The sequence below is a fragment of the Verrucomicrobiia bacterium genome (genome assembly GCA_019634625.1).
GTDB lineage: Bacteria > Verrucomicrobiota > Verrucomicrobiia > Limisphaerales > CAIMTB01 > CAIMTB01.
Genome location: JAHCBA010000007.1, coordinates 77,499 through 101,143 on the forward strand (window position 1 = coordinate 77,499; position 23,645 = coordinate 101,143).

Here is a 23,645-nt window from a genome sequence, read left to right on the forward strand (position 1 = left end):
CCTCACGTCGTGAGAATGCGCCGCAGATATCTCAGTTCGCTATCGACGTCCTCATCCGGTCCGATGGTCTGGGCGATCTCCTCCCGCAGCAGGTCGCGGTACCGCGCTTGCAACCGGTGCATCGTCACCCGGATGGCCACGACCGTCATGTTGAGTTGAGCGGCGATCTGCGCATAGGGCGTGCCCGTGTCGTCTCCCCACAAATGGGGTTCCAACAGATCAAACAATTCCTCCCGGCTGTTCGAATGAAACTCCCTCCGCACCCGCCCCAGCGTCTCCGAGAGAAGCGTTGACGCCCAGCGTCGCTCGAAGATCCGCTGCGGCGACATCTCCGGAAACGGATCCCTGGCGTACTGCTCCTCGGCGCTTTGCGGATCCCAGGAGATGAACTCCCGTCCACCGCCACGCTTCTGCCTCGTGGCCCGCGCATGCTCGTTGTGCAGAAAGTTCTCGAAGGAATGCAGCAGAAATGTGCGGAAACGGCCCCTCTCGCGGTCCCCAAGCGCAATCTGATTCCTGGCCAGGAGCTTCGCGAAGAATGCCTGGGTCAGGTCCTGCGAATCCTCCGGCGAGCGCCCGTGGCGCCGCACACAGCAATACAATGGATACCAGTAGGTCTGACAGAGACGCGTAAGAGCCTGATGCGCATCCGGCGAATTCAAGTCGCTCGCGGCCAGAACAACGCTCCAGTGCGTGGTCCGGAAGAGTCCTTGAGGTCTGCCCGCGTTCGATTCCGCCATCGACGACCCGCTTGGTATAGATCTCGCATCTCTCCGCCGACAAGGGGAAACTTCTGCGTGGATCCATGCCCGGTGCATCCCCAAGCGGCGGTGAGGATGCGAATCGGAGGGACGAGCTCCGCGAGTCCTCATTCCATTGCACCACTCCCCTGCGGCCTCGTGGAACCCGGCCCTCCGAAGCGACGCTTCGCGATGTTCGCTCATCTCCCCACAAATCCAGGAGGCACGGGCCCATGCCGCCGGGGGCACACACACGGACCCGGTGATGGAGGGAGGGAGTTCGTGCATGGTCAGTGGGTCCCCAGCACATCGTCGAGCCAGTCGAACATTCGCTGGTGCAACAGGGATCGCCCTGTCATCGCGCAGTGGCCGCCGGCGCCCTCGGACGCGAGGAACCGCACCAGCGTCCCGGGCGCCCGGAGCGCCTCATAAACCTCGGGCGCCGTCGCCGCCAAAGGATCACTCTCCTGCCACGCTACAAACACCGGACAACGAATCGACCGCAGGATCCCCTCGTTCGTGTACTGCCCCGCAACGCCAAGGAATTCGGCCACCGAACGGACCCCGTGGACCCAGAATCCGCGCTGCAGGATGCTCCATCGCAGCTCGGCCGTGGACTCGATCAGCGCCACCAGCGGTGCCAGTTGGGCCGGATCGGCCTCGGAGGGCTTCGCCAGGACTTCACCCGGCAGGTCCGGGCAAATCTTCCGAAGCGGTGCCAGCAGGCTCATAAGACCCGGGTCCGCCGCACAGGCTGCCAGGCGCGGCTCCCCGCCCGCGCCGCGGAGCGCGAGATACCCACCAAAGCTCCAGCCCGCGAGCGCAATCCGGTTCGGGTCGATCTCGGGGCGCGTCATGGCGAAATCCACCACCGGCCGTATCACGTTCTCCCAGTCCGGCCGCATCCGGAGACCCTGCCGGATCAGGACCCGTCCCTGCCCCGGTCCATCGAAAAGCAGACAATGACAACCCCGTCGGTTCGCTGCGATGGCGAAGGCAAAGTACATCTCATGAATCGTCGAGTCGTAGCCATTCGTTGCAATCAGCGTTCTTGCCGGCCTTGACGCACCCGGCGCCCGGCAGAAGTAGCCGGGAAGCGTCGTGCCCTCGTACGGAATCTCCACCGGTTCGAGGAGGGAATCGGCGCGCTCCGCAAAGCCCCGAAAGGTCTCCGACTCGCGTTCGAAGCCGTGCAACACCTCAGGTGCCGTCGGTGCCCCGTAATGCATGAGGTACGAGGTCCGGTAGTAGTTCGAGGCCCGCAACCAGGCTTCCCTCGCACTCACGGCATGTCCACGCGCCGCGCACGCATCCCCGATGGCCGCAATCCGGTCCGCGGTCACCGTCCATTCCCGTTGCCACGAACCTGCGTCGCCGGGCAACACACGGGCCATGGTCGTCGTGACTTCTCCAAAGTCCGCCCCTCCAAATTGCACGTGGGCCAGCGTCCGCGATGCCTGGTGAGCAAAGAATGAGTCTGCCGATAACATAAAACTCCAGAAATGCCGCCGATGAACCACCCATCAATCCTCGTATGCCGGTCCCAACCCTGTGCCTACGGTCCCTCCAGCCACACCCGCGCCCGGAAGAACGCAGCGGAATCCGTGCCGTTCAGCCCGCGGCTGTAAACGACAATCTGATCCATCCCCGGAATCCGGCTGTGATTCTCGACCGCCTGCCAACGATCCGGTTCCATCGCCGTCGAACTCTCCAGCGCGTACCATCGTCGTCGTCCTTCATACCCGCTGCCCTGCGCCGACAGGGCCCGGAAGCTGATGTGCGCGAGTCCGCCCTCGATCATCGTTGCAAGGCGAAAAACATCGGCTGCATCCGTCGGACGGGTGCCCGCGACATACTCCTGAAGATCGGAAACACCATCCCCGTCCGTGTCCCCTTCCAGGCTCCCCTTGACCCCACCCAGCTGGGCAAGCTCCCAGCCATCGGGAACTCCATCGCCGTCCGTGTCGAGGCTGGCACCGAAATCGAAACGGAGCGCGGCGCCGGGCTCGACGATCTGGTGGGAAACCTGATGCTGCAGCCCGGCGGCATTCCGGACGAGGATCACCACGACGTCGCCAGGTTGAGCGGTGTCGGGAGTCGCAGCAGCCTGGCGGTCGCCCATGGGGATCCGCAGTTGATAGTGGAATTCGCCCATCCCGGAGGATGAACCCATCCGGTACGAGGCCAGCACCGGGCCATGGACACTGCGCCGGGCCTCGATCCGCACGTCCGTATCCATCCGGGTCACGGCGCGACCATTCAAGGCAATGGTGCCGTACAGAACGTGGTCCGGGAGCGGAATTCCCCCGTGAACACCCACTCCGGAGATCAGAAGGATCGCAGCAGTCAGCGATCTCCAGCCCATGCCGGCGCGCTGACCCCCTTCCCGACCCCCCTGCAAATGCGCCACGTGGCTGGACGGCCCGGCGGAACGCACCCTCCGCCCATGAAATGCAGGGCCCTGGCAAGGTTCGGAATTCATAGGCTTGAGGCACCTCGACGTGTCGGTTGATTCTCAGTTTCCGCCATAACTGTAGGTTTGAAAGAAGAGCCTGATGTCAGAGACCGAATCGATGAACCTGTCCAGACCTTCGCTGGCCGCTTCGGGCGTGTCGCCGAGGAGATAGAGCCCCGGAATGATCAGCACCCACTGCGAGTTCCAGACGGACCGGCCCACCAGCCGGGTGCTCTCGGCGAATTCCCGGCTGTCGAAGGCCGCATCGTGATAGGCCCTGAACGCCGAATGCCGCCGGAAATCGGAAAAGGTGCCATCCAATGAGTGCAGCTCGGGGATCCAGCCCGGATTGTTCAACTCGGTTGTCCCGATCGGAAACGGAACCGGGATGCGCTGTTCAACAACCTGCCACGGGCGCAACGAGAAATCCCCCGCGTTGGGGGAGCGAAGCACATCCGCACCCACCGGCACCAGATACACCCTCGGGGTGTAACTGAGCCCGGCGGCATTGTAGTCGCTGAACCACAAGCCCACCGACCGGATGCGCGTCGAATACTCGGAGGCGTCGTAGCTCGAGTCCAACGGCCCCAGCGGCCGCCCGAAGAAGTTCTGGCCTGCGGTGACGACGGTGCTGAACCGCAGCACAATGCCGGGCTGCGGTCCGTTGCCCTCCGGCGCAAAGGGCCGGCAGTAACGGCGAAATTCGGCAACCTCCCACAGGTTGGTGACTCGAGCCTGCTGAAGCGCGGTGCGCCAGTTGAGATTCGCGGCGTCGTTGGTGCCTCCCGGAAGGATTCGCAGCGCCTCCGTCCGGAGCGAGAACCGGGCACGCTCGTCACGGTGATTGTTCAGACCCAGCTGTCCCTTGAGGACATCGAAGTTCTGCCGCATGCGGCTCATGATGCTGGCGAGTCCCACGCGACCGGCGACGGGCTCGCCGTCGATCATTTCGCCGAGGTTGCGTTCCCGGACAATCTCGGAAAGGAACGACCGTGCGGATCTCTCGCCATCCAGGTTGAGTTCGTAATCGTAGGAGGCGGCGGTCAGATGGACATACCGCGAAGCCAGCTCGAACTGGGCGTCGTACTTCTGGAGCGCGTCGTTCCGGAAGATGCGGAATGCCAGGTCGCGATACCGGTTCTTCTGAATCTCGCCTGCGGCCGTACTTCGGAAGACGCGACGCCGCTGAAGCAGCCGGTTTCCTTCGGCCAGGGCAGCCTCGAGATCGCGGGCCGCTTGCAGCAGGGCCTGGCTGGCCCGGAAGATGTCCAGCCGCAAGGCCGCCTCTCCACGGACCAGCCCCTCGAGTTCCTTGGCGCGCTCGTTCACCTCGAAATCCTGCTCGTTCGATTCCATCTCCCGTTCGATGGCCACCTCGGCCACCTCCTTGGAGAAATCCAACGCTGCCTCCGAGAGTTCGGCGGCTTCGGCGACTTTCTCGGAAACGGAGCTGCTGAAGTGGCCGGTAAAGTAGAGAGAAGCCATGACCGCAAAAAAGACATCGCTGGCCAGTCCGACGACATCGGGGATGGACTCTATGAGGGCACCGGTAACCTCGCGGATGTCCTCGGTCACACCTTCGCTGACGATCTTGACCGACTTCGCGGAGAGGATCAGGGCGTTGAACGTCGTGAGAACGCCCTCCTTCGCGTCGAGCAATCGGATCTGATCGGCCCGCAACCCAAAGCGGGCATCGAGCAGTTCCAACTGTTCTTCAATCTCGGTGACATGATTGGCATACAGGGTGGTTGCTTGTCTCAGTTCGGCCTGGGCACCGACCATCTTCCGAAGCGCGGTCTGCAGCCGGCCCTCGGCCCTTCGTTTCCCCCAGGAAGCGGGCGCCACGAACCCATAATCGGAAGCCGCAACCGGATACTCGACTTCGATGCTCTGATTTGTGTACACGGGACTCAGGGCGTTGAAGGTGGCTCTTGAAAATTCCGCACCCCAGTCGTGAATCGCATTCCTGAAGCCCTTCCAGAGGTCGGTGAACTCCTCACTTCTCGGGTTGTTTTCCGGGGTGACGTCGAGGGTGTCCACGTACATCCAGTGGTGCAGGTCCGGCCCATCGTAGCCGGCGGGGTAGGATGCTCCTGCTCCGGTATCGCCCACGTAGGGATACCCGAAGATCTCGATCAGGCGATTACGGAAGTCCGTTTCCTGTTGCAGGACCGATACGGAGAATGCCTCGGCCGAATCCTGCTGGCGACGCAGGGTGTTGCTGAGCCGGCTGGCCCGATCGAAGGTGGTGACGGCGTTGCGAAGGGCCCCGACCGCCCGATTGTAGATCTGCTCGAAATGGGTGGTTCTGGAAAGGCCCGTCTGGAGCAGGTCCGGATCGATGTCGAAGGGAACGGTTCCGGAGGCGACCCCGAGGGGATTCAAACCCGCATCGGCCTGGTCGAGTTCATTCTGGATGACGATGGCCTCGGCCACGATCTGCGACAGCTCGGGTACGGAGAGCCGGTCGATCCTTTCGATGCCGGCATGGGTCGAATCGACCGGAGGAAGGATCGCGTTGCCGGTCACCCAATCGAACCAGGCGCCGGTTCCCGCGCGGCGCGCCCACTCGCTCATGCCCCAGGCGCGTCGGGGGTCCGTGTCGTCGTACCCTTGCAGACTCAGGTTGGGGTCCGGAGAAAAGTCTGAACGGCGGGTGCGCTCGACGATCTCCGCCCCGGTGCGGGCCCGGGCGGCCGCGGCGCGCGCAAACCGGCGTTCGTCCTCGTAGTTCACCTCGATGGTCACCCCGGCGATCAGGGTCCTCTCTGGCCGGGGGATCCAGGTATAATTGGGGTTGCGCAGCAGATCGTAATACGTGGTCAGCGCTGTGAGATAATGACCCCAGGCATCCCCGTGGCCTTGAGGGTAGAGCCTCCTGGCATCCAGGGCATTGATGAACCCATCCCGATTCCAATCCAGGATGCCGTAGGTCTGCGAGTAGGCGACTTCTCCGTCGCTCCCGGTGAAGTTCCAGAAGAGACGATTGTAAACGGGTGCCCCGCCCACGCCCGCCGCACGGTCATCCCGGCCCCGGAGGAGGGCCAGCTCTTCCTCAAGCAGGGAATCGAGCTGGTCTTCAAAAGCGAAGATCGATGACGCCAGGCTCCCCAAGGACTCCGAATCCGTGGTGAGTCCTATCGTAGGATCCGCGGCGTCGGCAAAGGCCTCGTTCCCCAGAAGCAGGTACAGATCGGCGATGCGCCCCGCAGCGAGCAGCAGGGCCCCGTTGGCGGCTTCGATATCCAACGGCGGCGATCCGTTGATGCTCATGGCAGCGCCACGTCGCAGGATGGTCTCGTAGATCTGGATCAAACCGAACTCGTCCAACTTGTCGGGATTGAGGGCGACGTCCCCTTCATATCGAGGGCCGGCCTCGGCCAGGGCGCTGGCAAGGGTATTCACTGCATGATTGTCAAAGTCCGAGGTGCGCTGGCTGAAAAGATTGATCCCGCTCAGGACGCGCTTGATCCACCCCGGCACAAACATCGCGCGGGGAGCCGAAGCCGCCGACGGATCCCCGATCCAGCCACTCCACTGTATCGTTCCATTCGTTCCGGGCACTCCAAACCGGGAGATCCACCAGGTATCGGACAGGGTCACGACGGCGGACTCTGTCCCGGTTCCAAGCGTGATGTCATTCGCCCCCGTGCCCGCCTCGGGTTCGACAGCATAGGGCTCCCATCCGCGCGGGTCGGTCACCCTCCCCTGGACATCGGTCTCCGGGAGAACGGTCCCGTCCAGTCCCTGGGCGTCCAGCTGGTAGAACCACTGGAAGACAAAGCTTTCCGGAGCCCCCGCGAAGTCCGCGGTGTGCCGCAATGAGATGCGTTCGTCGAGGACGTTGTCGGGTTGAATGAAGGCCAGCGAGCCGTCGAACAGGTCCTCGACCACTCGGATCACGTGCAGACTGACCGGTAGTCCGGGAAGCCTGGGGTCATTGTTTTCGGCAATCACCACATAGCGCGGGCTGCCGTTGGTGTTCGTTGGCAATGGCTGCCCGGCGGTGAGTCCCTTGGGTCCGCCTCCAAAGGATTCCCCGACGAAACTGGTCACGACGGTGTTGCCATTGGTGATGACCTGCGTGGTCACCCCGATAAGCAGGCTGTCATCGGGCCTTCCGTTCTTGTCCACGTCGAGGTCGTTCGGATTTCGAGTCTTACGATACAGGGCCTCGATCAGCTCCTCGAACGCCTGGCCGCCACTCTCCGTGTTGAGGGCCAGAATCGTTTCGCGTTCCCGCTGGCTCATCACATTGAGGAGCGTCAGCGGCGTTCCCCCATCCGCCGGGACGTAGTTGAAACCACGGAATCCCAGCAGACGATTCAAGGGATCATGGAACAGTCGAACCCGAAGCTGGAAGGGCAGGTCCGGGAAGATCTCATTGCCGGTGGCCGCATCCATCTCCCGCCGGACCTGGGTGGGGAACTGAAAGGACTCCTCGACGGGCACCGTGCGTGGCGTGAGCGGATCGAAGAGCCGTGCCGCCGCGCCCTGGGGATTGGCGCCCTTGTCGTTTAGCGAGTCGAAGATCACCTGGGCGTCCGCCATATCCAGAATGTCCGGAAGCCCGGATCGCGCCGTGGTGAGGGTCTGGCCCACCTGAAGGGCGGGCACATTCTCTGGCCAGGCCACCTTGTACGTGACATCGATCGGCTCGCCGGTCACCCCGCCCGGGCGTTCATCCAGCCAGGCGACTGGAGCACCCACCTCCGCGTCGGGTTTTCCATCCCCGTTGAGATCGTAGAAGAATCCGGGCTGCAGGGGATAGAAATAGCGGACCACAATGTCGGTGTCGCCACCGTCCGGAGCACCCGCCCTGGCATAGATCCTCCCGTGGTAATCGCGCCAGGAAGGGCCCGAGACGGTATGGTTCCTGGCAGTCATGAGTGGAAGAACCGATATCGGCGCAGGCGGTTGAATCTCCTGTCCCACCTGGGCGGAGTACTGGAATGACCAGGGATCCTGCTCTGCCACGACCTTGTAGGGTTTCATTCGCCATTCATGGGTTGCGGCATCCTGGAACTTGAGCAGGACGAACGGCTCGGAGGCCTTTTCATGAAGTCGCGCATTCAGGTCGTCGCGGAGGGCATAGACCCGTCCGTTCGAGATCAGCGCGTGCTCCTCGTTCGGGTTGAAGCCCGGCAGGTTCGAATCGGGCTGGTTGTAGATGCGCAGGTTCGGATACCGCGCCGGATCCAGCGCGCCGGTTCCGAGCCCGCTGGCGATGACAATCGTCCCGGCGTTGGTGGGCCATTGAAGCTGGTATCGGACGGGATGCCTCGACCATGCCGTGCCGATCCTGTCCTGCTGATACCACACGACCACCAGCGGATCGCGCCCTGGACTGGCATTCACAGGAAGGATCGCGCCGCTCCGGTTCGTCCGGCTGTACGCGGCATCGTCGCCAACCGCGTCATAGTCCGCATTGGGGAAATAGACATATCCGTTGAGACCCGGATAGTCATTGTGAAGCGCGTTGGTCAGGGGCGTGGCAACGGTCCAGGTCACGTTGGAGACCAGGTGTGCCGGATGATTCCAGGGAATCGTCTGGACGACGGTGAAGTGGTTGGGCTGCCGGCTGGCGTTGAGGGGGCGGCCCTCCGTGCGCAGGTAATGAACCACGCTGTAGCCCTCCTGCGGAGCGTCGAACACCCTCGAATTGCGGTCCACCTGCGCACCATCGGAGGTCGAATAGAGCAGGTCCACGAGACCGTGCCTGAAGGAAGGATGGTCCGGCTGAAGCTGAACCGGTGTGTTGGCAACGTGAATCTCGGGATCCCGTGGCCAGGTGTTGATCGAGAGCGTACTGACAAGGACCTCATTGGTATAGACCTGGCGGATGACACTGTCGCCGAACTGGGTCTCGTTCGTGACCGGAGCATAGATTCCAGTGCGCCAGTCCAGGGTGGCGACGACGGGTCGGATGGCGAACAACTTTCGCTCGTACGAGCTCCAGAAGAAGGAGTTGGCCGCGTTGTCATCCCCCTCTCCCTGGAGAACCCGGATCTGAGGGATCATGCCAAGGGTGCCCGCAGGACGGAAGACACGCCGGCCAATCTCGCTGGCAGGGAAGAGCAGAATGGCACGAGTCGCACCGTTGGTGACTCCGGCGCCGACGATCTGGAGCTGGTCGTTGATTGCGTTGGCGGTCGTGAGCTCCCAACCGGACGCGAACGGAATCAGCTCGTTGAGATCGTTGGCGCGTCCATCCGAGTAGAGAAAGGCGCGCCAGGTGCCGTTGGTCGTGAGGGCGCGCCCGATGATCTGACCGAAACGATTGATCCCGGTGGCCTGGGCCTCCCCCCCACCCATCATGTCGTCCAGGATGTTCCACCGGCTCCCGTCGAAGGTCACAATCCTCGATCGGGGAGCGGTTGGAAAAATGGCGTGACCCACGATCACGCCTTGATCGTTGATCCAGGTGGCCATCACGTGCTCGGCGCCCGGGGGCAGATCGAGAACCGTGGTGACGTCGTTGAGGGTGAGGAACGCATTGGTTGCTCCGGAGCCGGTTGTGGTGCCGTGGCCGACAATCTGACCGGCGACATTGACGGCGGTGGCCCACATGCTGCTCAAGGAAGCAGGCATCTCGATCGCACGGATCGGCGTCGTACCCGCCTGAAATGCCCGGTAAGTGCCGTCCTGAAGCCTGGAGTACCCGACGATCAGGCCGCGATCGTTGATCGCGGTGGCGGCACTGAAGTCGCTCCCTTCGATCGTCCCAAGATCCATGAGCTGGGTGCTGCCCAGCGGGTCCGCCTGGAACGCGTGGGTCTCGCTCAAGGATGTGACGGCCTCCCCAACCATTCGTCCCAGACCATTGAGTCCCAAAGCGCGGGCCGGACCGCCCCCGGGATTCGCCGGCTCAAGGACTCGCGACAGCTCGTCCAGGCCCGTATAGAAGAACGGGCGCGCGTTGGTCCCCGAGGCGTCGCGGGCGGAGTATCCCGCCACCTGGCCCTGACGGTTGAGGGCTGTGGCAACGCTGAAGGGGTTTGCGGTGAGGTGCCCGACATCGATCACAGCGAACGCCAGGCGTGGATTGACGAGCAACTCGAAGTGCGTCCGGGTGCGATCCACGCCGTCACTCACCTCGATCTCGACGATCGCCGTGCCCACCTCCCCCTCCACCGGGTCGAGCGTGAGGTTCCGGTTGGTACCGGAACCGCCAAATACCATCCTTTCGGGCGGAAGCAGTTGCTGGTTCGATGAGGTCGCGGTGAAGATAAGGCCGTCACCGTTGGCATCGTCCTCGTCGATCGCCAGGAATGGCACGACCAACGGGGGATCCTCCTCCTCCATCTCCTGGTCGCGGATCCGTCCAAGCACGGGCGGGATGTTGATGAACGCCACCTCCAGTTGCAGCGTGACTTCGGGCGATGTCCCCCGCTCGCTGGTCACGGTGTATCGAAGCTCGTCCTGGCCGTAGAAGTTTCGGTTCGGGACAATGACCGCCTCGCCTGGATTCAGGGGATCAAGGGTGACCTTCGCATGAGCCGGCTGGCGCGTCACCCGGTACGTCAGCGGCGCCCCGCCAAAATCATATCCCGAAAGAAAGAAGCGATGCCCGGGACTGTTCCGCGGAAGGGTGACCTGAAGGAATCCAGGCGCTCCCTGGATCCATGAAAACTCCCCAAGCAGGGTTGCATCCAGGGCGACGCCTGACTTGGGGGCACTCGAGTCCCCGGCGCGAAGGCCATTGCCCTCATCCAGGCGATAGTAGGCGTACAGGCCGGGTTCCTCGGCGGCTCCCAACGGAGTCGTCATGGTCGAGAGAATGTCCAGGCGATCCCGGGCGCTGCGCCACACCCGGATCTCGTCGATATCGCCTGCAAAGTACTGGCTGGGCGGGTGTCCGGGAAAGCTCCCCACCACGAGCGGCCCATTTCCGTGATAGCCTTCCGTAAAGGCCGAGGACACAAGCAGGATGCCGTCCCGATAGATTTCGACCTGTTTCGCTCCTGCGTCGTAAACCGTTGCGTAGTGATGCCATTGGCTGTCAGCAACCGCAACAGGACTGACCAGGTTGGTGTTGCCGATCGAGAGACGCAGGCGTCCATCCGACTGCCAGCCCAGCGTTGCAAAGTGATTGAAATCCAGAGTTCCGTGACACCACAGCGTCTCCGCCCAGCCTTGTGTCCCATTGAGCTGTCGTGCCCACAACTCGATCGTGAAGGAACCGTCGGTCAGGTTCAGGGCGGAGCCCGTCTGCAGCGTCCCCGAGGCACCGTCGAACCTCAATGCGTTGAGGGAACCCGCCACCGGACGATCGTTGCGATTCTTCACATCGAGCACGACACGCGACGGGGGGGAGGCCTTTCCGCCGGACAACACCATGTAGGCGAATTCATCCTGTCCGAAGAAGTTGGTGGCACCCAAATAGGTTCCGTCGGCCTGTGCACCGGTCAGTGTTCCGAACCCAGGCGGGCGAACATCGACAAACGTGAACGCGCCCTCCGAAGGGGCGCCACCCAAGGGTTGGGTGCGATACGGAGGCAGTGGGCTTTCGATCGTTCCATCGGGGAGCGTCCATTGCACCGACAAGTGCGGGCTGGCATCCTTGCCATCACCCGCCTGATGAAGCACTTCGAGATAGTAGCGTTGTCCGGCGGTCAGGTTGACACTGGCGCTCTGCAGCGATGGGTCCCGATTGAACTGGCGGAAGGCGACGCCTGCCTCGGGAGAGCGGGCGACCAGCCGTTTGCTGTCGGGACTTTCATTGTCGCCCAGCCACAGTTGACCCTCATTGGAGCTGGCAATCGCCAGGGTGTACGTGCCTGATACAGGGGGCAGGAGATAGCCCCTGAATCGCTCTCCGTAGAGCACCGGGCCGCCGGGCGGCACCTCCAGGCCTTTGCCTGCCGGCAGGACGATGTCCGGCCTCGTTGGATAGTAGGGCCAGCTCACGATGCCCGAGGCGAGCGAGATGCTGTTCGAACCAAAATAGATTTCCCTGGCCAGGCCGGCGGTTCCCCAGACATTGGTGCCTTGTGCCGCGGCGCCCAGTCCGAGGGTCAAAGGCTCGGCCTGCACAGCAGGCACCACGATCCCGTCGGGCACGCCGGGAATGAAGCCGGGGAAATTGACGGTCCCGGCGCCCCGGTTGGATTGGCTCGAGTCCCGCACCTGACCGCCTGGCGATGGTGCCCCGCCCTGCAAGGAGTCATTCCCCCAGTCGAAGTGAACGAATCCCTCGTCGAACCGGTAATACCGCAGCAGGCCGGTGCTGGCCGGGTCCAGGGGCGCCTGCATGGATGCCTGGATCTGGCTGGGTGAGCGGACGACGTTCCAGACACGCACCTCATCCAACGATCCGACGAACGGATTGCACTGACAGTCGGCACCCTGAATTCCAATGAACAACAGGTTGTCCGGCGACTGGAAGAGGGGCCCCGCTCGACTCGCCGAGCTGTCCTGGACGCCGTTGATATGGAAGGTTTTCACCGCGCCGTCATAGGTCACCGCGACGTGTGTCCAGCGGTTGGTGGGTATCTCCGAGGTCGAGTAGTCCCAATCTCCGGCAGCCATGAACCCGAGGCGCATCGCGCCCGACTGGGCGATCAACCCCAGAATGAACTCCGAGCTGTCGTTTGGCCCGGCTCCTCTGGACAGGATGGTCCGGCTGCCGACCGAGGCAGGATTGACCCATGCTTCGAGGGTGAAGCGATCTCCCTGATCGGGGTTGAAGTTCCGGTCCACCGCGTACTGCGGGACCTCGATGTTCTGCACTTCGGAGTTGTTTCGATTCAGGTCCAGTGCAAAGCCGGATCCAAGAACGGCGGGGGGAACCTGATTCGGGACGACGGTCACCTTCAGTGAACTGGTGGCCTCGTCTCCGGAACCGTCGGTGACGGTCACGATGAACTCGGCTTCCCCGGTCCGGTGCAGCGCCGGGGTGAAGACAAGAGTGCGATTGCGCCCCAATCCCTGCATGAATACCTGCGGAAGGAGGTCCCAGTTCGAATGGTCGAGCTCAATGTTCAGGAACAGGGATTTCAGCGGCCAGTGGTCGCTGCCCACCGAGAAGGGAACGACACAGGTGGCGCCCTGAGGCTGGACGACCGAACCCAGTGCGGAGATGGTGGGTGGAATGTTCTTCTGAATCGTGTGCAGGTAGCTGCCGAGACTCACAGGCGGCCAGCCGCCTCCCTGATCCGCCATGAGGGTGACGGTGGAGGACCCAGTGACACCGCGACGAGGTATCAGGACCAGGTCTGCGTCGTAAGGCTCCCCGTAAGCGGTCCCTGGAGACTCCACAATGGAGATGTCGTTGGTCGAGATGACGGAGGGGTTGGACGTGGTGATATAGAGATGGGATTGGGATATGACGGGATCAAGCGATGCGAACTGAAAGCTGAAGCTGTCCTCGTGATCCTGAAAGCTTGTGCGATTCGTCAACGTTCCGACGAGCCGGGGGGCTCCGAAGGCGGAGATCCGCATTCCGGGTGTCGGAGACGGCGGAGGTCCACTCGCTGCGCGATAATGCACGGGCACTTCCGTGTCCGAGATCCATGCGAAGCGCCAGGCTGGATCGGGCGGGGGATCAACCTGCCAATTATTGAGCCACTTAACTGGTTCTCACTCCGGATCCAGAAAGGTGATGTTTAGATGGCCGTGCTCATAAGAGATGGTCCAGGCGACAGGCAGGATCCTCAGGACGGCGCTGCCAAGCAACGCTCCTCCCCACTTGGCCTGGATATGGGTCTGTACTATGTCTTTCTCGATTTCACCGACGAATGAGATGGTGAGCCCGTTGCCGGCGCCCCCAGATCCACTGGCAAGATCGGAAGCGCCGATGTTTCCAAAGTTGAAGCTGAAAGCCCGATCGAGGATCACCGTCCGCTTTGCCAGAACAAATTCGACGGTGAAGGCATCCGGCGCAGTCCTGCCGGAACCCGGGAGGTCGATCAACACCATGCCGGGTTGATTTTCATGGCCGGGATAGAGGTAGTGGTAGGCGATCCCGTCCGCGCTGACATCAACGAACTGCGCGGATCCGTAGAGACGGAGATTCGCCGGACGATAGGGGTCCGGGGACGACGGATTGGGATAAACGCTGGCAGCCGGCACGGGAAGGCCCCAGGGCCCGCACGCCAGCAGAAGCCACATCGCGACGGGCCGGAATGGGAGGAAACGAGAGATCAGTTTCATGCAAGGAGTCTCCTGGTGGATGGCCGGGGTGCCTAGAAGGCTGACGGCGCCTCGGCGTTCAGGGTGCCCACCTCCGAGATGCGTTGCAGGTACAGCGACCCCGAAGTCATCAGCGGCAGTTTGTGAAGGCCCATGATGGTTTCGGAGTAGGTGCCCGCAATGGCGGGAAGTGTACGGTTCCCCGTGCGAATCTCGGCTGCTTCAAACCGGAAGGTGAAATCCCTGCTCACCGGGTAGGCACGGTTGGTCCCATGATCGGGATGATATCGGTGAAGGAATGGATTTCCGGGCAGGTCGGGCGTCAGATCGATCGTACCCGTCAATTGATTGCCGATCGCGAAGATGCCAGTCAGCGGCAGCTCGTACTGGCCGGATCGGGTGTCGAAGTCGAAGTGGGAGGTGGATACACGCCGGCCGGTGATCCGGCCCGAAGCAGGATTGGCAGCGAGGACCCTGGCCAGGCGCGCCGGTTGTGTCACCAACAAGGAGAACGGAGCCGGGTTCGACTGCCCGTCCGGGGTGGTGCGACCGTAGAGCAGGGCCGCCTCACGCAGAAGACTGGCCTGCCCGTGGTCATCCACGTGAATCAGCACGCGCATGGGGAATCCCGCGGAGACCGTTCCCGCGGCCGTCGCGTTGGTGGCATGCGCCTGGGCCACGTTGGTGATCACGACCGATCCCATCCACAGGCCGGTGTTCAAGGATCCGTTGGTGAGACCGCCGGTCGATCCTGACCCGGCTTGTTGCGATGCCGCGATGCGAACGGGAAGGTAGTACATCGTGCCCTGGCCGTCGCTGGCACGGTAGATGTTGGTGTGGGTGCTGAAGCTGCCTGGCACCGCGTCCACCAGCAGCCTCAGGTGCTTCACCCCGCCCGGAGCGACACCCTCCTCGTGCGTCTGGAAGCCGGTGAACCGGGGGGTCGCGAGGGATCCATGGTCCAGCGCCAGGGGCGATTCGAGGTCCGTGGCCGACTCGAACCGGATGACCTGGGACAGGACGCTGTGGTTTCGCACGGTCAGACGGCCACGCGGCGCGGCATCGCCGAATTCGAGTCCCGGTCCGCTGGTGTGTTCGAGGCTGAATGGACCCTGGTAGTTCGAGGGTGCCCGGGCGCGAATCCAGTAGGCCTCTCCGCGACGCACCGGGGCATTGGGGTCGATTTCGACCCATTCGCCCGAGGGTTTCAGGCGATAGGCGGGCTCCAGGGTTGCCTGTCGTGTGTCGTAATGGGCTGGGGAAGGTCTGAAGAAGCCAAGAAAGGTGGGTGGCGCCCCCGGATCCACCGGCAGGCCGCGCAGGTGGAAGCGGCCCGGCAGCCATTCGGTGGTCTGAAGGGATGGAGTGCCCGTGACATGCCAGTCCACGGCGTTGGTGCCCGCGATCTTAACGAGATAGGCGCGCCGGGGCAGTATCGCATGGAGGTTGCCGAGCATGGCTTCGGGGCTTTGCGCGGGAAAGGCCGCAAGCCACTGTGCCCTGTTCCATCCGCTGGAGCTGGGATTCTGGATGAAGTCCGTTGCGCTGACGCGTTCGGACCAGGTCCACAAGCTGACGAAATTCAAGTCCCCAAGCACGACGGCGGGCGTGCGGTCGGGCGGATCCACTTCAAGCCAGATGGCATTCCAGCCGGGCTGCAGGTTGAAGGTCTGGGTAAGCGATTGCGCGGGCGCCTGCATGGCGACTGCAAGAAGGACGGCTGCAACGCAGAGATACGAAGGAAGGAAGGGCGGAACGGCTTCCGGTGCCTGGCCTTCGGACTCTTCGTGCCTTGGAGATTTCAGTGGGATCATGGAGGGGGAGTGCGGGTGGATCGATCAGCGGAGCGGCAGATGCGGCGGGCGGATGGCGACCCGGGGCGGTGCCTGGCAGAGTTCTGCCAGCAGGTTGGTATCGATGCGGACCGGGTGGGCTCGCTTGAGACCCTCGTAGAACGCCGCTTCCGCCTCAAGGGCCCGAGTCCGGCTGAGTTGCTGGCTGATGCGCTCCCGAACGTCGGCCAGGGGAAGAGGCTCGCTGGGCTGGCGGGCGATGAGTTTGAGAAGGAAGAGCCCTTCTGAGGTCCTGATTGCCGGGCTGATTTCGCCCTGCCGGCGAAGCGCAAAGAGGGCGGTAACCACCTCGTCGGGCCAGGCGCCGGCTGCCGTGTCATGAGTCATCCATCCGACGTCTCCTCCCAGATGTCGTGTCGCCCGATGCTCCGAGTGTGCCCGGGCCAGTTCGCCGAAATCCGGAGCGGAATCCGCCTGTTGGACAGCCTGATCCCGCAACGCTGCCAGTCGTGCCACCAGGGCCTCCTTCCTCTCCTCATCGGCAAGCGGGGACTGCCGGATGAGGATCAGGGCGGCCCGGATGCGTTCTGGAGATGAGTAGTGACTCAGGTGACGCTCATAGTGATCCTCGATTTCCGCCTCGGTGGGTGGAGGAAGGGCCCCACCTGTACGCTCCCGTTCCTCGGCAAAGCGATTGATGACGAAGTCACGCCAGGCGGCAAGGATGTCCGGGCGCTCGTCGAATGCCGTCCTCCGGGCCTCCGCATGGAGAAGTTCACGCCTGATCAGGTCATCCAGCACGGCGGCCTTGTCTGCCGGTGCGACCGTCCCCTGATTGCGTTGGATCCACGCGCCCAGGAGTGTGTCGGGTGAGATCGCCTGACTCCCGACAACCGCGATCGCCCCCTGACTCAACGCAACGCCCTCGCTGGCGACTGCCGTGGTCTTCGAGGTTGTATAGGGTCCGCAGGAGGCCAGGAAGGGGAGAAGCAGGAGGGGGGCAATCCGGGAGAGCGCCGTTGTGCGCGGTGCCGGAGGCCGGGAGAAACTGGGTTCGGGGCGGGCGATCGCTGTGCGCGGTGTCTTCATGCCGGGTCTGACTCCATGGGAATCGTTACCGGCCCTACTTACATGGAAAGGAACCAAACGTTACACGACAGGCGATTCGCATCCGGGAGCCGAGCCTCCCATCCAGGGTCAATAACCCAAGGCCTGACCTGCAGGCGCCTGTCCCGCTGGCGAACGGTGGGGTTTCCTTGGGCCATCGAAGGCATTGCCCGGCGCGGGCGGGCTCTTCATCCTCGCCGCCGTGCCCGCCTGGTTCATCTGGACGACCACCGCGCTGCTCTCCTGGGGGCTGTGGGCGGTGCTGTCCAAGGCGCTTGGCGACGCGCTCACGGCGGAACAGAGCCAGGCGCTCTCGACGCTCGGTCTGCTGCCGATTCTGCCTGCGCTCGCGTGGCGCAGCCGGGGCAGGCTGCGAGGTGCGTCATCCAGGGGCCTGGCGCTTGCCTTCCTCGGCGGCGTCATCACCTGCCTGGGGAACATCGCGTTCTACGCGGCCCTGGCGCGCGGCGAGAAGGTCGCGGCGGTCGCGTCGCTCACGGCGATCTCGCCGCTGGTCACGGTGCTGCTCGCGGTGCTGCTTCTGCGCGAGCGCATGAACCGTGTCCAGCTCGCCGGCCTCGCGATGTCGTTCGTCGCCATCTGGCTGTTCAACGTGCAGCACGAGCGTGGGCTGCTGTCGAGCACGGTCCTGTTCGCGCTGCCGCCGATCCTGCTTTGGGGCGCATCGGGTTTCCTCCAGAAGGTGGCCACCAACCATCTCCCCGGTGAGACGGCGGCGCTGGTTTATCTTGGCGCGTTCGTGCCGGTCGGGATCTTCTTTGCGTTGCGGGCGCCGTGGCCGGAGGCGATTCCTCCGCGTGCCTGGGGTCTGGCGGCGGCGCTCGGATTCTTCATCGCGTTTGGGAACTTCGCCGTGCTGGCTGCCTACGCGCGCGGCGGTCAGGCCTCGGTGATCGCGCCGATGAGCAATCTCTATCCCATCATCAGCGTGCCCGTGGCCGTGCTCTGGTTTCAGGAGAGCATCGGCCCGCGCGAGGCCGTGGCGATCGCCGCCGCGCTGGTCTCCGTGGCCGCGCTCTCGTGGGAGACCGCCGGCCGAACCTCCGGGATGGCCGTCTCAACCTCATGAATCTCCATGCCCCAATCCATCACTGAGCTTCTGCGCACGGGTGTCGTCATCGGCGACGGCGGTTATCTCATCGAACTCGAACGACGCGGCCACGTGGACAGCGGCTCGGGCCGTGAGAAGGTCGGCACCGGACGCGGCAGCGGGCAGTTCACGCCCGAGGTGGCCATCGAGAACCCGGACGCGCTCCGCGAACTGCACCGTGAATTCCTCAAGGCCGGCTCGAACGTGCTTCAGGCCCTGACCTTCTTCGGCACGCGTGAAAAATTGAACCGCGCCGGTTACGGGGCGGACACGGAAAGGATCAATGTCGCCGCCGTGAAGCTGGCGAAGGAGGTCGCGGGCGACCGGGCGCTGGTGGCAGGCAGCGTCTCCCGCACCCAGCTCACGGAACGGGAGGGCATGACCTCACTGGACAAGTCGCGCGACCATCTCGCCGAGCAGATCCGGCTGCTCAAGGATGCGGGCGTGGACTTCCTGATCCTCGAGACCTTCTTCCACCTCGCGGAGATGGAGGTCGCGCTGCGATGTGCGGCGGATGCCGGCCTGCCCGCCGTGGCGACCATGAGCTTCCGTCCCCTCATCACCCGGTGCAGTGACGACAGGACGCCTGCCGAATGCGCGCGGGCGATGGCGGATCTCGGGGCCATTGCCGTGGGCGCGAATTGCGAACAGGACCCGCAACGGATGCTGCCGTTGCTGCGGGAGATGCGCGCGGCGGCGACGGTGCCGCTGGCCGCGCAGCCGGCGGCGTTCCACACCACGGAGGCATGCCACAGCTTCACGCGCCTGCCGGCGTTCCCCGACGACCTGGAGACGATCCAGGTCCCGCGCGGTGCGTTTGTGGAGTTCGGGAAATGGGCGCGCGCCGAGGGCGTGGCGTACGCGGGCGGATGCTGCGGCTGCAACGCGGCCTACATCCGGGCGCTGGCAGCGGGCGTGAGTCAGGCCGCGTAGGATCCGATGCGATGCCCCGGGCAGGGCGCCATGGAGAACTCCGTGACGACGATGAACACCCGTTCCCCCGCCAACATGCCTTTGTCCATATCACCCTGGGTTGAACCATGAATGTCCTGGTCTTTCAGACGGCCGAACAGGCCAACGCCGCCGCTGCCGAAACGCTGGCGGGATGGCTGGTCGCGCCGGGAACCCGCAACGTGATGCTCGCCGCAGGGAACACGCCGCTCGAACTGTACCGGCTTGTCGCTGCGCGCCGGCTGGCGCTCGCCCATCTGAATGTCTTCGCCCTCGACGAGTACGTGGGTGTGCCGCGGGATGAACCCCGCAACTGTGCCAATCTCATCCGCCGCACCGCCGTCGGGCCGTGGGGGGTGCCGGCCGCGAACGGATTCATGGTGAGTTCGCTGGAGGCGGAGGCGCTGGCCTGCATCCGGGCCCACGAGCGGCGCATCGGGGAGATGGGCGGCCTCGATGTCATCGTTCTCGGTCTCGGCCAGAACGGGCATCTCGGCTTCAACGAGCCGGGCAGCGCGGAGGATTCCGTCGCGCGCGTGCTCGATCTCGATGCCATCTCCGTCGAGGCGAACCGGCAGTGGTTCAACGGGGACTACGCGCCCTCGCGCGGGGCGACGGTGGGAATGAAGACGATCCTCGCCGCACGACGGGTGCTGATCATGGCCTATGGCCCGCACAAGGCCGCCGCTGTGGCGTCCATGCGGCACGGCCCACGCGATGCGTCCTGCCCGGCGTCGTGGCTCCAGGGCCATGGCGACACACAGGTCTTCCTCGATGCCGCCGCCGCGAGTCGAACGGAAGCCGGACCATGAGCTTCCTTGCCGTGGGCATCGATGTGGGCGGGACGAAGATCGCCGCCGGGCTGGCGGCGTTTCCGGAGGGTTCGCTGTACGGGCGGCGCACGATTCCGACGCGCGCGGAACGGGGCGGACGCGCGGTGCTCGACGAGGTGCTGCGGCTCGCGCGGGAACTGGCCGGGGAGGCCGTGGCACGCGGGCAGACGATCCAGGCGATCGGTCTCGGCGTGTGCGAACTGGTGGACCGCGAAGGCCGGCTGGCCAGTGCGAACTGTATCCGGTGGCTGGACCAGCCCGTGCGCGAGGAACTCGCGGCGATCGCCCCGACGGTGCTGGAAGCCGATGTCCGCGCCGCCGCGCAGGCCGAGGCGTGGTTCGGTGCGGCACAAACCTTCCGGGATTTCCTCTATGTCACCGTCGGCACGGGCATCAGTTGCTGTCTCATGCTCGACGGACGGCCGTATGCCGGCTCGCGGGGTGCGACCGGCACGATGGGCAGCAGTCCTTTGAGCGTGCCGTGCGAAACCTGTGGCGGCGTGAACACGCGCACGCTGGAGGAGATCGCCTCCGGCCCGGCGCTGGTGGCCCGCTTCAACGCCGTTGGCGGCGTGGCCACGAGCGGTCAGGACGTGCTGGCGGCGGCCATGTCCGGCCATCCCGAAGCCCGCCGGATCGTCACGACCGCAAGCCGCGCTCTCGAGTCCCAGGTCGCTCTGCTCGTCAACATTCTCGACCCGGAGGCCGTCGTTCTGGGCGGCGGACTGGGCTTGAGCGAGGGCGCGTACTGGGACGAATTCATCGCCGCGACCCGCCGGCACATCTGGTCGGAGACCCACCGCGGCCTGCCGATGCTCCGCGCCGCCACCGGGGCCGACGCCGGCTGGCTCGGCGCCGCAGCGAAGGCCTGGAGACAGGTCGCATGAACCGGGTGCACCCCGACGCTCGCGCTGCCGGCGCCCCCTTCCGGTCGTTCCTCCGATTCGCTGCCTTCTCACGCAGAACCCGGGGATGCGCCGGGCGCGGGAGCGGCGTGCGATTCCGCATCGCTCCCGTCGCGTCCCAGCCCTAGGCTGGCGCCGATGAATCGCGAGGCGTGGTTCGTGTTTTTCGGCATGGTGGTGGTGGCGGTCCTGAGTGCCACCGGCTACGTCGCCTGGCAGAAACATCGCCAACTCGAGATCGTCCGGACCCAGCTCTCCGATCTGCGCCGCGACGGCGAGGCCCACGCTGCAAGACTGGCGGAGGCGTGGAAGGAAGTGGAGATGACGCGGGATCGTGAGGAGGCGCTCGCCGAACAGATGGCCCGGGCTGCCAGCTCCCAGAAGCGCCTCGAATCGGAACTGCGCTCCGTCCTCGAGTCCCGCGATGTGGCCGTCTCCGATCTTCAGGGGCGCCTGACGGTCACGATCCTCGACCGCATCCTGTTCGATTCCGGGGACGCCACCCTGAAGCCGGAGGGCATGAGGGTCCTCGACGAAGTGGCCCAGGTCCTTGCCCGGTACACCAACCGTCCGGTCCAGGTGTTCGGGCACACGGACAATGTTCCCATCCGGTTGCGCTTCCCCAGCAACTGGGAACTCTCGATGGCCCGCGCCCTGGCGGCGGTCCGGTACCTCACGGAGAAGGCCGGAGTGGACCCCAGGCGGCTTTCGGCGGTGGGGTGCGGCGAACATCAGCCGATCGCCGACAATGCCACCCCCGAAGGCCGCGCCCGAAACCGTCGCATCGCCCTGGTGGTGCTCCCCGATCTGTTCGTTCCCACCGATGTCGTGCCAGACGAACCCGGGGAACCCGGGGAACCGGCCGTCCCCGATGCATTCCCGGAAGACGTTCCGGTCCATTCCCCCGCAGGGGCGAGTGGGCGTCTGCCCGATGATGGGGATTCCGTCGAACCCGTCGCACCCTCCACTCCCGCCAAGTCCCCCGCGCCGATGCCGGCTCCGGGCGCCGTCTCGCCCCCGCCTGAGGCACAGCCCCTTGCGGATCCTCCGCCCCGGGATCCCGGACTCTTCGATGGGCCGGTCGAGGTCACGCCGGAAGAGGACACGCCGGTGCCGGGTACGCCGCAGGATCCCGGACAACGGCGCGACTAGCCGCTCCTTCTCCCCGGGGTCAGGATTCCGGAGGCTGTGCGGCCGGGTCGGAACCTCTTTCGAGGCCGGGCGTGCCGGAACCGGTGCCCGGGGCATCGACCCTGCAACCGAGTTCCCGGAGGCGCTGAAGCTTGTAGATCAGGGCCCGCCGGCTGATGCCGAGCACACGGGCCGTCCCGGTGCGGTTGAAATCCTGCTCGTGCAGGACCTGAAGGATGGTCTGCCGTTCGAGGGCATCGAGACGCATCACCTCGCCGGGGTCCGGCGGCGGCCCCGCCGTGACCGTCGCCGTCGCGCGGATGCGGTTGGGCAGGTGTTCGGGCAGGACGACGTCGCCGCGCGAGAGGAGCGCGGCCCGTTCCATGGCGTTGCGAAGTTCCCGCACATTGCCCGGCCAGGCGTAGCGATCGAGGATTTCGGTCACCGCGGAAGAGAGGCGGGCCCGGCCTTGGGCGAACTGCTCGAGAAAATGGTTGGCGAGAGGCTGGATGTCCTCCCGCCGTTCGCGCAAAGGGGGGACGCTCAGTTCCACCACGTTGAGGCGGTAGAACAGGTCCTCGCGAAACCGTCCCTGGCGGACCTCCTCCTCGAGGTTCCGGTTCGAGGCCGCCAGGATGCGCGCGTTGGAGCCGATCTCCCGGTTCGAACCGACCCGCTGGAAGCGGCCGTCCTGGGTCACCCTCAGGAGCTTGGCCTGAAGGTTCGGCGACATGTCGCCGATCTCGTCCAGGAAGATGGTCCCGTCGGTGGCCTGCTCGAACCGTCCGATCCGCTGGCTGGTGGCCCCGGTGAAGGCACCACGTTCGTGGCCGAACAACTCGCTTTCGAGAAGCGCCTCGGGAATGGCCGCGCAATTGACCTTCACCAGGGGGCCGTCCGCGCGATGGCTCCAATGATGGATCACGTCGGCCAGCACCTCCTTGCCGGCCCCGCTCTCGCCGGCCATCAGGACCCGGCTGTCGGACCCGGCGATCAACGCGGCATCCCGGAACAGGGCCCGCATCAGGGGGCTTCGCGCCACCACATGCGGGGGCAGGGCACGGTCGGGAACGGCGGGAGAGGGACCGGCCTGGACCAGGCCCAGCGCGTGCCGCACCGACGCGAGCAATTCGTCCAGGTCGATCGGTTTGGAGAGGTAATTCACCGCGCCATCCCGCATGGCGCCCACCGCCTCCCGGATGTCGGCGTACCCCGTCACCAGCAGGACCGGGAGCACCGCATGGCGTTCGCGGGCCCGACGCAGCGTTTCCAGGCCGGAGATCCCCGGCATCCGCACATCGGAGATCATCATCCCGAAGCCGCCCTCGGCGAGCAGGGCCAGGGCCTCCTCCCCGCATGGGGCCGTCACCGTCTCGAATCCCTGGCTCCGCAGAAACGCCTCCAGCAGACCCCGCTGTCCGGCATCGTCGTCCACGATCAGGAGGCGGGCCGCGGAAACCGGGGCGTCGCGGGCGGCGGAGCGCAT

The 23,645-nt window shown here is 64.8% G+C and carries 13 protein-coding genes; 5 read left to right on the forward strand and 8 right to left on the reverse strand.

Annotated features, from left to right (window positions below; all coding sequences use genetic code 11):
• Nucleotides 1–2: 2 nt before the first annotated feature.
• The 7 genes from KF833_06110 to KF833_06140 all read right to left on the reverse strand — a co-directional run bounded on the left by KF833_06110 (nt 3) and on the right by KF833_06140 (nt 17,210).
• Nucleotides 3–590, reverse strand: a complete 588-nt coding sequence (locus KF833_06110) for a sigma-70 family RNA polymerase sigma factor (protein ID MBX3744867.1) — start codon at nt 588–590, stop codon at nt 3–5.
• A 440-nt stretch (nt 591–1,030) separates the two neighbouring features.
• Nucleotides 1,031–2,134: an alpha/beta fold hydrolase gene (locus KF833_06115; GenBank protein ID MBX3744868.1), complete on the reverse strand. Its 1,104-nt coding sequence runs from the start codon at nt 2,132–2,134 to the stop codon at nt 1,031–1,033.
• Nucleotides 2,135–2,295: 161 nt separating this feature from the next.
• Nucleotides 2,296–2,988 carry a hypothetical protein gene (locus KF833_06120; GenBank protein ID MBX3744869.1) on the reverse strand — a complete coding sequence of 231 codons (693 nt, stop codon included), beginning with the start codon at nt 2,986–2,988 and terminating at the stop codon, nt 2,296–2,298.
• 267 nt (nt 2,989–3,255) lie between these two features.
• A complete protein-coding gene (locus tag KF833_06125; GenBank protein MBX3744870.1) occupies nt 3,256–13,638 on the reverse strand; it encodes a hypothetical protein in 10,383 nt (3,460 codons plus the stop codon).
• A gap of 138 nt (nt 13,639–13,776) precedes the next feature.
• Entirely contained in the window at nt 13,777–14,307 is a 531-nt protein-coding gene (locus KF833_06130; GenBank protein MBX3744871.1) for a hypothetical protein, read from the reverse strand.
• A gap of 74 nt (nt 14,308–14,381) precedes the next feature.
• A complete protein-coding gene (locus tag KF833_06135; protein ID MBX3744872.1) occupies nt 14,382–16,142 on the reverse strand; it encodes a hypothetical protein in 1,761 nt (586 codons plus the stop codon).
• A 24-nt stretch (nt 16,143–16,166) separates the two neighbouring features.
• A complete protein-coding gene (locus KF833_06140; protein MBX3744873.1) occupies nt 16,167–17,210 on the reverse strand; it encodes a peptidyl-prolyl cis-trans isomerase in 1,044 nt (347 codons plus the stop codon).
• A 184-nt stretch (nt 17,211–17,394) separates the two neighbouring features.
• Here KF833_06140 and KF833_06145 point away from each other — a divergent pair, with 184 nt between their 5' ends.
• The 5 genes from KF833_06145 (at nt 17,395) to KF833_06165 (ending at nt 22,180) form a co-directional block, all read left to right on the forward strand.
• On the forward strand, nt 17,395–18,318 hold the full coding sequence (locus KF833_06145; protein ID MBX3744874.1) for a DMT family transporter: 924 nt from the start codon (nt 17,395–17,397) through the stop codon (nt 18,316–18,318).
• A 6-nt stretch (nt 18,319–18,324) separates the two neighbouring features.
• Nucleotides 18,325–19,272, forward strand: coding sequence for a homocysteine S-methyltransferase family protein (locus tag KF833_06150; protein ID MBX3744875.1), 948 nt, complete (start codon nt 18,325–18,327; stop codon nt 19,270–19,272).
• Nucleotides 19,273–19,379: 107 nt separating this feature from the next.
• A complete protein-coding gene (locus KF833_06155; protein ID MBX3744876.1) occupies nt 19,380–20,102 on the forward strand; it encodes a 6-phosphogluconolactonase in 723 nt (240 codons plus the stop codon).
• On the forward strand, nt 20,099–21,010 hold the full coding sequence (locus KF833_06160) for an ROK family protein (protein MBX3744877.1): 912 nt from the start codon (nt 20,099–20,101) through the stop codon (nt 21,008–21,010). Before KF833_06155 ends, KF833_06160 begins: the two co-directional genes overlap by 4 nt.
• Nucleotides 21,011–21,166: 156 nt before the next feature.
• A complete protein-coding gene (locus KF833_06165; GenBank protein ID MBX3744878.1) occupies nt 21,167–22,180 on the forward strand; it encodes an OmpA family protein in 1,014 nt (337 codons plus the stop codon).
• A 19-nt stretch (nt 22,181–22,199) separates the two neighbouring features.
• Here the strand turns inward: KF833_06165 and KF833_06170 are convergent, their stop codons facing one another.
• A complete protein-coding gene (locus KF833_06170; protein ID MBX3744879.1) occupies nt 22,200–23,645 on the reverse strand; it encodes a sigma-54-dependent Fis family transcriptional regulator in 1,446 nt (481 codons plus the stop codon).